Here is a 12,843-nt window from a genome sequence, read left to right as displayed (position 1 = left end):
GCACACTCTCACTCCACGAACAGCGATTCCACGACGTTAATCCAGCCGTGCTCGCTGGCGACCTCTTTCCCGTTCAGCCAGCGGCGCAGCATGTTCAGCGCCATCATCGCGCACACCTCCTGACGCACGGCCAGGCTGTGGCGGGTAATGCTCATCCTGACCCGCAGGGCGTGCGTCCCTTCCGGCGTTGCAAGGGCAAAGTTGAGATGCTCCTCATCCAGCCCGCCCGCAAACAGCGCCAGCCCGGCGAAATGCTTCACTCTGCGCTCGGACGCCCAGCGCGCGGTCTGCGCCAGCGTCTCCTGCTGGAACGGCACCACTTCACTGGCCAGCAGCGGCGCACCCGCCCGGGTAAGCTGAAGCGCCAGAAGCCCACCGGTAAACTGCTCGCTTAACGTCACGCTCAACTGGCGGGACTGCAAATGCGCTGCGATCTGCGCCGGCAGCCCTTCCGTTCCTTCGAAAATCAGGCTTTCCCCGGCGACGCGCTGCACTTCCGGCCACAGCGCCAGCATGGCGGCTTTCTCTGACGCCGGTCCGGTCAGCTTCAGTTCAATAATCGGCATGGAGGAGCGATAGCCCATCGACACGCCAGGAGGCAGTTGCAGGTGATCGAGGCTCTGGGCCAGATCGCTTTCCGAGCGACCAAAGGTGGTCAGACGCAGGCACAGCGGCGGTTCAGGCAGCGTAAAGCGCGCGCGCAGGCGCGGCAGGATCTGCTGCTCGACCATCACTTTAAATTCCGACGGGACGCCCGGGGTGAAGAACATCAGGCAGCGGTTCAGCTGAACGGCAAACCCGCAGGCGGTGCCGACCGGGTTATCAATCAGTTCCGCGCTGGCGGGAATTTCAGCCTGCTTGCGGTTGCTGGGGGCCATCACGCGGCCACGCCCGGAGAAAAAGCGCTCCATCTGTGCCAGCCACGCCTCGTGCAGAACCAGGCCTTCGCCTTTGGCCGTGGCGGCGGCCAGCGCGCTGAGATCGTCGCTGGTGGGTCCCAGCCCGCCGTTCACAATCAGCACGTCGCAGCGTTCGCTGCGCTCGCGCAGAACGTTGACCAGCGACTCAAGATTGTCACCTACGGTGTTGCGGCGCGTTAACGGTAATCCTTGCTCAAAGAAGAGATCGGCGAGCCAGGCGGCATTGGTATCAATGATTTGCCCATGCAGCACTTCGTCGCCAGTGGATAACATTTCCACATTTATCATTGTGTTCTCCCATTTCAATGGTCAAAACACTATAGCGCAATCGAGGACCGGGGGAAGAGAGAAACTGGCGCGACTGAACGCCGCGCCGAGAGGATTAGAAACCGGCGCTCACGCCGACGTACGGGCCGTCTGCCAGGGCGTTGTCGCGGTTGCCGTCTTTACCGGCCAGGTTCAGATAGCGATAACCCGCTTCGATGGTGATCGGACGCATGATGGTCCAGCGCGCGCCGGCATTAGCTTCCTGATAGCTGTCGATACCGCTGGAGAGGGAATCCGGGGAGTAGTAGTACTCACCGAACAGGCCAAAGCTGTCGCCAATTTTCCACTGCAAGCCGCCGCCCACTGCCGCCGCGTAGCCTTCGTCGCCGTCGTTCGGGTTGGTGTAAATGCCTTTACCGCCGACGGTCGCCAGGAAGGGACCCAACGGCACGTTGAAGCCGAGGCCCAGGCTTGCCGCATCCCCATCGTCGTCGTTGTGCGTCCAGCCGCCGGTCATTGCCAGGCCTGCGCTATCCGTGCCAAGACCAAAGCCCAGATGGGTATAATCTTGTCCCGCCGAGCCGTTGAAGGAAATTGCGTTTGCCGCTGCTGAAACAAACATCAGGCCGCTTAAGCCCATTAATGCCACTTTTTTCATTGTCGTGATCCCGCACAATTTATTCAGAGATGTCCAAAAACCGCGAGATTTTAACCTGACTGCCTGTGTGATCAATGGACTCCGCGTGCGGCGGGCAATTAGTTTGTAACGATTTGATAATATCGGCATTTATACCAGCATCAGAAAGCGCATTTTCACGCTCAGCCCACCCAGATTTTCACTGGGCATCAGCTGAAGATGGCTGCGGTGCAGGCGGGCAATATCGTTAGCCAGCGCCAGGCCAATGCCGGACCCGGCGGCATCGCCCACGTTATCCAGCCGATGAAACGGCAGCATGGCCTGGGAGATCTGGTCTTCAGCAATGCCCGGTCCGCTGTCCTCCACGCTCAGCTCAACGGCATCGTTAGCCGTGCGCAGGTACACCGTCACGACGCCCTGCTCCGGTGTGTATTTGATCGCGTTCTCCAGCAGGTTGGCGCAAAGTTCGCCCAGCAACACGTCATCCCCCTCAATCATTACCGGCTGCTGTACGCCGTCATAACCGAGATCGATACCCTTGCTGCGCGCCTGCGCCAGCCGGGAAAAGCAGCAGTTTTGCACCACCTGTACCAGATCGACAGGCGCAAACTGTCGCTCCCCCTGCTCTTTTCGCTTCACCGCCGAAAGCTGCAACAGCCTTTCCGTCAGCACGATGGTGTTATCCAGCGTGACGTTCATCGCCCGTAAGCTCTCCTGCCACAGCGCCGGATCGTTACGCGTCAGGGCAACCGATACCTGGGTTTTCAGCACCGCCAGCGGCGTTTTGAGCTGGTGTGAGGCGTCGGCGTTAAAGCGCGCCTGCCGCGAAAGTACGCCGCGCAACCTGTCGATATAGCGGTTAAATGCCACAATCAGCAGCCGCGTTTCCGACCAGGGCAGCAGCTCCGGCAGCGGAGCCAGCAGTCCGGGCTCACGGCGCACCATCAGGGACGAGAGCTGCCGCATCGGGCGCAGCACGCGACGCAGCAGCCACGCGGTCAGGACCAGCGTCAGCAGCACCAGCAGCCCCTGCGACACGAGCGAGGAAAACAGCAGCTGAGTGGCCAGATAGCGCCGCGACTGCAACGTTTCGGCGACGTAGATCTCCGCCATCCCGAACACACTGTCCTCGTTAACCGGCTGGAGCAGCTTCGCCACGCGGATCGCCTGCCCGCGATACTCGGTATGATAAAACCACGCCAGCGCCGGATAGTGTGTAGTGCGCGACGTGGAGGGAGGCATATTCGGCAGATCGTCGTAGCCGGAGATCACCCGCCCGTCGGGGTCCACGACCTTGTAATAGAGGCGATCGTTCATGTTCAGCTCGAAGCTGTCGAGCACGACCCAGGGCACGTTCACCTGGAGTTTACCATTGTGCACCACCAGCCGCTCTGACACCGTGCGCGCCGAGGATAACAGCGTGCGGTCATAGGCCTGCGTCGCCGCCTGTAACGCGCTAACGTAGCTGTTAAAGGCTGACAGCCCCCATAACAGCAGCAGCGGCAAACCCAGAAAAAGCAAAAGTTGCAGGTAAAGCGACTGCGGCTTAACCCACTTCATCGCCGCACTCCAGCACGTAGCCCAGCCCCCGGAGGGTGGTGATCCGCACCCCGCTGCCGGTCAGCTTCTTACGCAGGCGGTGAATATAGAGATCGATGCTCTCGGGGCTGACGTCGTCGTTCAGGCTGAATACCTGGTCGAAAAGCTGTTGCCGGGAGACGGGACGGGTCCGGCGGTACATCAGCACCTTCAGCAAAGAGAGTTCGCGCGGCGTGAGGGAAAGGGGTTCATCGCGAAGCAGAAAAAAGCCTTCATCATCGTACTCCAGCTCTCCCAGCCGCTGGCGCTCCTGGGTTCGTCCTTCGCTGCGGCGCAGCAGCGCGCGCAGGCGGGCATCAAGCTCCTCCAGCTCGAACGGTTTCGGCAGGTAGTCATCCGCCCCGGCATTCAGCCCCTTCACCCTGTCTGCCACGTTGCTGCGGGCGGTAAGAAACAGCACCGGCAGCGTCTGCCCGCGCTTTCTCAGGCGATGCACCACCTCCAGCCCGTCGAAGCCGGGCATACCGATATCAAGGATCGCGACGGCATAGTTTTCTCCCTGCAAAAGATGATCGGCCGCCCGTCCATCGTTGACGCAATCCACGGCAAATCCGTTTTGTACCAGCGCTTTTTCCAGCCAGTGAGCCAGCTCACGATTATCTTCCGCCAGTAAGAGACGCATATCACATCCTGTAAAGTTGGTGTCGCAGTGAAAGGGAAATGAAAGGTTATTGTTTTAACAATCACGCAACGGAACCGCTACAAGGTGGTTCACATAATCAGAAAAAATACACCCGTACCCGTACTCCCGGTTCTCCGGCGTGAGGATAAACGATGAAAAAACAATTACTTTCTACCCTTGCTGCAAGCGTATTGCTGTTGAGTGCCTCTGTCGTCCAGGCGCAGGACGCGCCATCCCGTACCGAATGTATCGCCCCGGCCAAACCCGGCGGCGGCTTCGACCTGACCTGTAAGCTGATTCAGGTCAGCCTGCTGGAGACGAAGGCCATTGAAAAACCGATGCGCGTCACCTACATGCCCGGCGGCGTGGGCGCGGTAGCCTATAACGCCATCGTCGCGCAGCGCCCTGCCGAAGCGGGCACCGTGGTGGCCTTCTCCGGCGGTTCGCTGCTAAACCTGTCGCAGGGGAAATTTGGTCGTTATGACGTGAATGACGTGCGCTGGCTCGCCACCGTAGGCACCGATTACGGCATGATCGCCGTGCGCGCGGACTCCCCGTGGAAATCCCTGAAAGATCTGCTGACCGCCATGGAAAAAGATCCGAACAGCGTGGTCATTGGCGCGGGCGCCTCTATCGGCAGCCAGGACTGGATGAAAGCCGCGCTGCTGGCGCAGCAGGCCAAAGTGGATCCGCACAAGATGCGTTACGTGGCCTTTGAAGGCGGCGGCGAGCCGGTGACGGCGCTGATGGGCAATCACGTCCAGGCGGTATCGGGCGATCTCAGCGAAATGGTGCCCTACCTGAGCGGGGATAAGATCCGCGTGCTGGCGGTCTTCTCGGAAAACCGTCTGCCGGGCCAGCTGGCAGACGTCCCAACCGCTAAAGAGCAGGGTTATAACCTGGTCTGGCCGATCATCCGCGGCTTCTTCGTCGGGCCAAAAGTGACCGACGCCGAGTACCAGTGGTGGGTGGATACCTTCGCAAAACTTCAGCAAACCGAGGAGTTCAAAAAACAGCGCGATCTGCGCGGGCTGTTTGAGTTCAACCTGAACGGCAAGCAGCTGGACGAGTATGTCAAAAAACAGGTGAATGACTACCGCGAACAGGCGAAAGCCTTTGGTCTGGCGAAATAACCGGAGGCGCTATGAGCGATCGCATTTTTGCCGGGATATGGCTGCTGCTCTGCATTGGCGGCATGTTCGTCGCCTGGCAGATCCACAGCGAATACAGCTATGAACCCGTGGGGCCACGCCCCTTCCCCGTCGGCATAGTCGGCCTGATGCTGCTCTGCTCGGTGGCGCTGCTGCTGCGCCATCCGGATACCGTGGAGTGGCCGCCACGCCGTACGCTGCAACGTCTGCTGGTAATGGTAATTGTCCTGCTGATGTATGCGTGGGGCTTTGAGTGGCTCGGCTTCCCGATTGCCACCGCCCTGCTGACGATGGTGATTGGCATACTGTTTAACGCCTCGCTGCCTGCGGCGGGGATCTCCGGGGTCGTACTGGGCATTTTACTCTGGTACGCCTTCGACCGCCTGCTGGACGTGACCCTGCCGCTCGGCGCATGGTTTAACTAACGGAGCACGCTATGGATACCTGGATCTATCTCTCTCAGGGGTTCGCGGTAGCGATGACCCCGGAAAACCTGGTGATCGCCCTGATCGGCTGTTTCGTCGGGACCATCGTCGGCCTGCTGCCGGGCCTTGGCCCTATCAACGGCGTGGCGATTTTACTGCCGCTGGCCTTTGCGCTACACCTGCCTGCGGAATCGGCGCTGATCCTGCTGGCGACGGTTTATATCGGCTGCGAATACGGGGGGCGTATTTCCTCGATTCTGCTTAACGTGCCCGGCGATGCCGCCGCCATTATGACCGCGCTGGATGGCTACCCGATGGCGCAGCAGGGGCGCGGCGGCGTGGCGCTCTCTATTTCTGCCGTCAGCTCGTTCTTTGGCTCCATGATCGCCATTGGCGGCATCATCCTCTTCGCCCCGGCGCTGGCCCAGTGGTCGCTGGCGTTTGGTCCGGCCGAGTATTTTGCCCTGATGGTGTTCGCCATCGCCTGTCTCGGCAGCATGATGGCGCAGAATCCGCTGAAGTCGTTTTTGTCTGCGTTGATTGGCCTCAGTCTGGCCACCGTCGGCGTGGATGCCAACACCGGGGTTTATCGTTTTACCTTCGACAGCGTTCATCTCTCCGACGGCGTGCAGTTTATCGTCGTGGTGATTGGTCTGTTCTCTGTCTCAGAAATCTTACTGATGCTGGAGCATACCAGCAGCGGGCAGACGCTGGTGCGTAAAACCGGACGTATGCTCTTTAATGCCAAAGAGGGGGCGCAGTGTATTGGCGCCACCCTGCGTTCGTCGGTGATCGGTTTCTTCGTCGGCATTCTGCCCGGCGCGGGGGCTACTATCGCCAGCGCTATCACCTACATGACCGAGAAAAAGCTGAGCGGTAACAGCGACAGCTTCGGCAAAGGCGATATCCGCGGCGTGGCAGCGCCGGAGGCGGCGAATAACGCCTCGGCCTGCGGCTCGTTTATCCCGATGCTGACCCTCGGCGTGCCGGGCTCCGGCACCACGGCGGTAATGATGGGCGCGCTGACGCTCTATAACATCACCCCGGGTCCGGCGATGTTTACCGAGCAGCCCGATATCGTCTGGGGTTTGATTGCCGCCCTGCTGATCGCCAACGTGATGTTGCTGGTGATGAACATCCCGCTGATCGGCCTGTTCACCCGCATGCTGACCATTCCCCTGTGGTTCCTGGTCCCGGCCATCGCCGCCGTCTCTGCGGTTGGGGTGTACGCGGTGCACAGCACCACCTTCGACCTGGTGTTGATGGTGCTGCTCGGCGTGCTGGGCTACATTCTGCGCAAGATGCACTTCCCGATGTCGCCGCTGATTTTAGGGTTTGTGCTGGGGGAAATGCTGGAGCAGAACCTGCGCCGCGCCCTCTCCATCAGCAATGGCAACATGGGGATCCTGTGGGAGAGCAGCGTGACGAAGATCCTGCTGGCAATGGCGATTATGGTGATTGTCGTGCCGCCGGTGCTGCGCTGGGTCCGCCGACGCCAGCACAAACCGCAGCCGGATATCGGTTGATTAGCCCCTCAACAGGGCATTGACCCACTGCTTTAACGCCTGGCGGGAGATTTTAATCCCGCCATTTTTCAGTTCTGACGGCAGCGCCAGCCAGTGTACAGGCTGCTCAAAGCGCGCCAGCCTGCCCTGAACCCACTCCGGCAGCAGCGTGATATCCGTGCCCGGCTCGCATTCCACTACCGCCACCGGACGTTGCCCGTACTCGGCATCATCCAGCGGAACGACAAACGCCTGGCTTACCTGCGGATGCGTGGCGATAACGCGCTCCAGCGCTTCCGGCTGGATCCCTTCTCCGCCGCTGAAAAAGAGATTGTCCATTCGGCCCAGAATGGTCAGGCGTCCGTCATGCCACTCGCCGCGATCGCGGGTGGCAAACCAGCCCTGCTCATTGACCAGCGGCAATAATGCGCCGTCTCGCCAGTAGCCCGCCGCCATGCTTTCCGCCCGGAGCCAGACTTCACCGTTCACCACCTGAACGTCTCTGCCCGGCAGCGCGCTGCCCACGTCCGGCGCGCCGTCGGCCTCTTTGGCGCAGACGGTGGAGGCGAACTCGGTCAGACCGTAACCGCAGAACGTACGGATCCCCTGCTCGCGCGCCTGTTCGGTCAGCGCAACGGGGATTTCCGCCCCGCCGAGCAGCACGGCTTTCAGCGCGACGGGATGGTGTGAATTAAGCAGCCGCCACAGCTGCGTTGGCACCAGCGAGGCGTGGGTACAGCCCTGTAGCGCCTGCTCCAGCGGCTGTTTTTCACGCACGGTGAGACGGCCTCCGCCCTGCAACCAGCGCCACAAAATCCCCTGACCGGAGACGTGAAACAGCGGCAGAGAGAGCAGCCAGTCATCGCTACCGCCGTAAGGCATCAGCGCCAGCACGCCCTTTGCGCTGGCAAGGTGGGCGGCACAGGTGTGCACCGCCGCTTTCGGCAAGCCGGTGGAGCCAGAGGTGAGCGTCATTGAGGCCAGCCGTTCTGCCCGCCACGTCACGCAGCCCTGCCCCTCGCCCTCTCTTAATACCAGACCGGGCAGACCGTCATACTCACCGTTAAGCACCAGCGCAAAGCGCAGGGTCATCTGCGGCAGGAGGACGTCCAGCAGCGGACGGGGAAGCTGAGGGTTCACCGGCAAAATGCGGGCGCCGCACTGAAGCAGCGCCAGCCAGGCCAGCAGGGTCTGCGGGTGGTTGTGGGCGAGCAGCATGACGCCGTCACCGTTCGTAACGCCCTGAGACTGAAAACCGGCTGCGAGACGATCGATACGCTTGCCCAGCTGAGACCAGCTGAGCGTTACATCGTCTAAACGCAGCGCGGGTTTATTGGCACTCCGGGTGCGCCAGTGCCGCCACGGCCAGTCGGTAAAACTCATCGCAGTGGCTCCAGCGCCCCGACGTCGAGGCACGGCAAGGTGCTGCCAGGCCACTGACGAATCAACTGGGCCTGCATCAGGTTTAGCGTATCGAGACCGGGAACGGTGTCCGGCGTTAACCATGCAGCGATGCGCGCCAGCTGCGTCAGGCCGAGGCTGGATTCGATGGATGAACTGATCACCGCCGTCAGCCCTGCGGCATGGGCCGCCGCAACCTGCTCGCGCACCTTGTCGAGGCTGCCGGTCAGCGTTGGCTTAATCACCACGGCCCTGACGCCCGGCTCGGCGGCAAACGCGAAATCGGCTTCGCGCAGGCTCTCATCCCAGGCAATGGCAATGCCGGTTTCCCGGGCAAAGGCGCGCGAGTCGTCGCGCGTTTTGCACGGCTCTTCGAGAAACGCGATGCGGCTGCGGTACGCCGGGTTGACGTACTTCGCAAACTGTTGCGCCCTGAGCGGCGTCCAGGCGCGGTTGGCGTCCAGGCGCAGGTGTAGATCGGGAATGGCCTCCAGTAACAGATTAACCACCATTCCGTCGCGCACTGCTTCGTACAGGCCAACCTTTATTTTCGCCACCTTCTCGCCAGGCATCGCGGAAAGGAGCGCGAAAAGTTCATCCGGATCGCCGGTACAGAGCGGCGCGGCGCAATAGTTCGCCGCGTCCGGTAAACTGCCGTCCAGCTCTGCCAGCGCACAGCTGATGCCGAACGCGGCGGAAGGAACGTCCGGCAGCGCCGGAACTGCTCCCTCACGCCATTCGTACGTCCAGGCCATCAGCGCAGCCTGCGCCTCGTCCGGCGTTTCCAGGCTAAAGCCCGGAAGCGGGGCGATTTCGCCCCACCCTTCCCGCTCGCCCTGCCGGAGATGCACGAAAAAGCCGTCACGGGTTTTTAACCGCCGTTCACGCAGCACCACGCCCGCGTCCATCGGTATCTGCCAGCGGTAAACCTGCGCGCAACGCATTACGGGTTCCGTTTGTATTTGCTGAAGTCCGGCTGGCGTTTTTCGTTGAACGCGTTGCGCCCTTCCTGACCCTCTTCGGTCATATAGAACAGCATGGTGGCGTTACCTGCCAGCTCCTGAAGGCCCGCCTGACCGTCACAGTCGGCGTTGAGGGCCGCTTTCAGGCAGCGCAGCGCCATTGGGCTGTTTTGCAGCATTTCGCGACACCAGCGCACGGTCTCTTTTTCCAGATCGGCGATCGGCACCACGGTGTTAACCAGCCCCATATCCAGCGCTTCCTGGGCGTTGTACTGACGGCACAGGAACCAGATTTCGCGGGCTTTTTTCTGACCGACAATGCGCGCCATATAGGACGCGCCCCAGCCGCCGTCGAAAGAGCCGACTTTCGGGCCAGTCTGACCGAAAATGGCATTTTCCGCCGCGATCGTCAGGTCACACATCATGTGCAGCACGTGACCGCCGCCGATGGAATACCCTGCCACCATCGCGACCACCGGTTTTGGACAGGTGCGGATCTGGCGCTGGAAATCCAGCACGTTCAGGTGGTGCGTGCCCGCATCATCCTGGTATCCGCCGTAGTCACCGCGGACTTTCTGATCGCCGCCGGAGCAGAAGGCTTTCTCCCCTTCCCCGGTGAGGATGATGACGCCGATAGTGTCATCGTAGCGGGCATCCGCCAGCGCCTGGATCATCTCTTTTACGGTCAGTGGACGAAACGCGTTGCGCACCTGTGGACGGTTGATGGTGATTTTGGCGATACCATCGGCGGATTTGTGGTAACGAATGTCGGTGTAGCCTTCGGAGCAGTCCTGCCATTCAACCGGCGCGTAAAGCATGTGTTCATCAGGATAGATCATAGCGTGTCCTTTGTTCGATAACGCAGTATCTGAGCCAGACTCGCGGCAACCGCGTCCGGGTTGTCCCGGTGGGCGTTGTGTCCGGCGTGAGGGATAGCATGACGCGTGGCGTTAAGTTCAGCGGCGATAGCTGCAAACTTCCCGTCACGTTCGCCATAGAGATAGTCAAAAGAAAAATCACGCGCGATGAGCGCGGGACGTAAATCAGGCTGAACGGCAAGCGAGGTGGACTCCAGCATCTCTGCCAGCCTCGGGCCGTTGTTCCGGCTGCGCAGCGCGATCAGCGCCCTGCGCTGATCATCCGTAAGTGAGGCAAAGACCGGCTGTTGATACCAGTCGGCAAAGACGGCCTCCAGCGGCTCACTGCAAAACCGTGACGCCCAGCGGCGGTCAGAGATCAGCCGGGCCTGGCGCGCATCGGCGTCTTGCAGGCCCGGGTGTCCACCTTCCACAATCACCCCGTCTAACCCCGCAGGATGCTGGCAGGCATGGAACATCGCAATGCGGCCGCCGAGGGAGTACCCCACGAGCCAGTATCTTAGTATGTTGTAACTAATAAGGGTATGCGAGAGCAATTCATTTACCTCTGCAAACCCCGTCACGCCCGTATCTGCTGAACCACCGTGCCCGGGCAGGTCAAGGTAGAGCCGGGGGTAGTCATGCAGCGACGCCCCAACAGCCTGCCACTCGCGACAGTCGCCGGAAAAACCGTGCAGGAAAACCAGCCAGGGGTAGCCTGGTTTTCCTGGCTGGGAGAGGCCTGCGAGGATCACAGGTGACTCACCTGCGCAAGCAGATGTTGCAGCTTCTGCGCGCCGTCAGCATCGTTTACCACCAGCTCAATCAGCGTCGCGCCAGGCTGCCGCCAGGCGGTGTTCAGCGCCGTCTCCAGCGCGTCCCAGTTTTCCGGGCGATGGTACTTCAGGCTGAACATGGCAGCGGCGTGTTCGAACTGCACGTTTTGCGGCATCAGATAGAAGCGCTCACGCTCGCTTTGCGGCGTCGGCAGCAACGAGAAAATCTGCCCGCCGTTATTGTTCACAACAATCAGCACGAACGGGGCCGACGCCTGACGCAGGAGCGCCAGCGCGTTGAGATCGTAGAGGGCTGAGAGATCCCCCACAATCGCCAGCGTGGATTTCGCGCTGGCCCGCTGTACGCCAGCGGCGGTGGAGATCAGGCCGTCAATGCCGCTCGCGCCCCGGTTGCTGTACACCGGATAACCCGCCGGCAGCTGCGAAAAGGCGTCAATCAGGCGCACCACCAGGCTGTTACCGACAAAAAGTTGTCCCTGCTCGGGAAGATATTTGCGGATACGGTGCGCAAGCCCGGCTTCACTGAACGCCTCGCACTGCGTTTTGGTGAGTTCCCACGCCTGACGTGACAGCGCCGGGATCTCCACCGCCCAGGGTTTGCGTTTTTCCGCCGGATGCAATTCCAGCCAGCTGTCAATGTTGCTCACCAGGCGGCGGCCGCGATGGTGCGCCGGGTCAAGGCGTCCTTCGAGCGGATCCACCAGCCAGTACTCTTCTGGGGTACAGGTGGCCTGCCACTGGAGCAGACGCTTCCCCGTCAGGCTCGATCCCAGCTGGACGACAATCTGCGCCTGCGCCAGCTCGGTAACCGCTTTCGCGTTACCCAGCCAGAGGTCGGCGCAGGGCAGCGGCTGGCCCGTCTGGGAAAGCACGTCACCAATCAGCGGCCAGCCAAGCGTTTGTGCCCACTCCGCCGCCAGCTTGCCTTCCGCCGCACTCATCCGCCCGGCAATCACCACGCCGCGCTTCTGGCGCCAGAAGAACCAGTCGCGCTGTTTTGCGCTTTCCAGATGCGTCTGCTCGCGCAGCCAGGGTTTTTCGCTCTTCCACCAGTCTCCCAGCTGCTGTTGCCAGACGAGGCCAGTATCGTTCATTTCACCGTACAGCGGCTCGGCAAACGGGCAGTTAATGTGCAGCCCGCCGCTGCGCAGTGCGTTCATGGCGTGGTCGAGGGTTGAGACCAGCCAGCTGGCGGGAATATCCTGGGTGGGGCGCGGCAACGAGACCGTCTGTGAAGGATGCGAGGCAAAAATGCCAGGCTGACGAATCGCCTGATTAGCACCGCAGTCAATAAGTTCCGGGGGACGGTCGGCAGTGAGTAAAATCAGCTTTTCGCCGGTTAATCCCGCTTCTATCAGCGCCGGATAGAGGTTCGCCACCGCCGTGCCGGAGGTGACTATCACCGCCACGGGCGCTTTGCTGACTTTCGCCAGCCCGAGCGCCAGATGGCCCAGACCCCGCTCATCAAAATGGGTGTGGTGAATAAAAGCCCGGTTTTCCGCGGCAGCAAGGGTGAGCGGCGTGGAGCGAGAGCCCGGGGCAATACACACATGCCTGACACCATGACGGGTCAGGGCTTCAAGGATCACCGCCGCCCAGCGTCGGTTAAAAGAACTTACTGACATGAGATTGTCCAGTATCAAGAATGCGACACAGTATAAATAATAGAAAAAGTCAGAATTTTGATATGAATCGGGATT

The 12,843-nt window shown here is 61.1% G+C and carries 12 protein-coding genes; 3 read left to right on the top strand and 9 right to left on the bottom strand.

Features of this window, described 5'->3' with window-relative positions; genetic code table 11:
• Positions 1-8: 8 nt before the first annotated feature.
• The 4 genes from IMQ56_RS10650 to tctD form a co-directional block, all read right to left on the bottom strand.
• Positions 9-1,208, bottom strand: coding sequence for a nicotinamide mononucleotide deamidase-related protein YfaY (locus tag IMQ56_RS10650; RefSeq protein WP_096204959.1), 1,200 nt, complete (start codon positions 1,206-1,208; stop codon positions 9-11).
• Positions 1,209-1,302: 94 nt separating this feature from the next.
• Entirely contained in the window at positions 1,303-1,845 is a 543-nt protein-coding gene (locus IMQ56_RS10645) for a YfaZ family outer membrane protein (RefSeq protein ID WP_003859436.1), read from the bottom strand.
• A 129-nt stretch (positions 1,846-1,974) separates the two neighbouring features.
• A complete protein-coding gene (locus IMQ56_RS10640) occupies positions 1,975-3,384 on the bottom strand; it encodes a sensor histidine kinase (protein ID WP_196063817.1) in 1,410 nt (469 codons plus the stop codon).
• The gene (tctD, locus tag IMQ56_RS10635) at positions 3,371-4,045 is read right to left on the bottom strand and encodes a transcriptional regulator TctD (protein WP_196063816.1); all 675 of its coding nucleotides are present in this window, start codon (positions 4,043-4,045) and stop codon (positions 3,371-3,373) included. The genes IMQ56_RS10640 and tctD overlap by 14 nt, the downstream gene beginning before the upstream one ends.
• A 152-nt stretch (positions 4,046-4,197) precedes the next feature.
• On the opposite strand from tctD, the gene IMQ56_RS10630 reads away from it, so the two are divergent.
• The 3 genes from IMQ56_RS10630 to IMQ56_RS10620 are packed head-to-tail and all read left to right on the top strand — an operon-like array spanning position 4,198 to position 7,147.
• Positions 4,198-5,178 (top strand): tripartite tricarboxylate transporter substrate binding protein, encoded by a 981-nt coding sequence (locus IMQ56_RS10630; protein ID WP_006811363.1) that lies wholly within the window; start codon positions 4,198-4,200, stop codon positions 5,176-5,178.
• Between the two features lie 11 nt (positions 5,179-5,189).
• Complete coding sequence (locus IMQ56_RS10625) at positions 5,190-5,621, top strand: tripartite tricarboxylate transporter TctB family protein (protein ID WP_003859443.1); 432 nt, start codon at positions 5,190-5,192, stop codon at positions 5,619-5,621.
• An 11-nt stretch (positions 5,622-5,632) separates the two neighbouring features.
• Positions 5,633-7,147, top strand: coding sequence for a tripartite tricarboxylate transporter permease (locus IMQ56_RS10620; RefSeq protein WP_006811365.1), 1,515 nt, complete (start codon positions 5,633-5,635; stop codon positions 7,145-7,147).
• Here IMQ56_RS10620 and menE read toward each other — a convergent pair whose 3' ends face one another.
• The 5 genes from menE to menD are packed head-to-tail and all read right to left on the bottom strand — an operon-like array spanning position 7,148 to position 12,768.
• On the bottom strand, positions 7,148-8,509 hold the full coding sequence (gene menE / locus IMQ56_RS10615; protein ID WP_196063815.1) for an o-succinylbenzoate--CoA ligase: 1,362 nt from the start codon (positions 8,507-8,509) through the stop codon (positions 7,148-7,150).
• Positions 8,506-9,471: an o-succinylbenzoate synthase gene (menC, locus tag IMQ56_RS10610; RefSeq protein ID WP_032102727.1), complete on the bottom strand. Its 966-nt coding sequence runs from the start codon at positions 9,469-9,471 to the stop codon at positions 8,506-8,508. Before menC ends, menE begins: the two co-directional genes overlap by 4 nt.
• The gene (gene menB / locus IMQ56_RS10605; protein WP_003859452.1) at positions 9,471-10,328 is read right to left on the bottom strand and encodes a 1,4-dihydroxy-2-naphthoyl-CoA synthase; all 858 of its coding nucleotides are present in this window, start codon (positions 10,326-10,328) and stop codon (positions 9,471-9,473) included. The genes menC and menB overlap by 1 nt, the downstream gene beginning before the upstream one ends.
• Positions 10,325-11,101, bottom strand: a complete 777-nt coding sequence (menH, locus tag IMQ56_RS10600) for a 2-succinyl-6-hydroxy-2,4-cyclohexadiene-1-carboxylate synthase (RefSeq protein WP_048219739.1) — start codon at positions 11,099-11,101, stop codon at positions 10,325-10,327. Before menH ends, menB begins: the two co-directional genes overlap by 4 nt.
• The gene (gene menD / locus IMQ56_RS10595) at positions 11,098-12,768 is read right to left on the bottom strand and encodes a 2-succinyl-5-enolpyruvyl-6-hydroxy-3-cyclohexene-1-carboxylic-acid synthase (protein ID WP_048219737.1); all 1,671 of its coding nucleotides are present in this window, start codon (positions 12,766-12,768) and stop codon (positions 11,098-11,100) included. The genes menH and menD overlap by 4 nt, the downstream gene beginning before the upstream one ends.
• Positions 12,769-12,843: the final 75 nt, after the last annotated feature.

This window comes from Enterobacter sp. Res13-Sevr-PEC09-46 (genome assembly GCF_015672585.1).
Lineage (GTDB): Bacteria > Pseudomonadota > Gammaproteobacteria > Enterobacterales > Enterobacteriaceae > Enterobacter > Enterobacter hormaechei_C.
The sequence above is the reverse complement of the archived record's forward strand: the minus strand, read 5'-3'. Positions and strand labels throughout refer to the sequence as shown.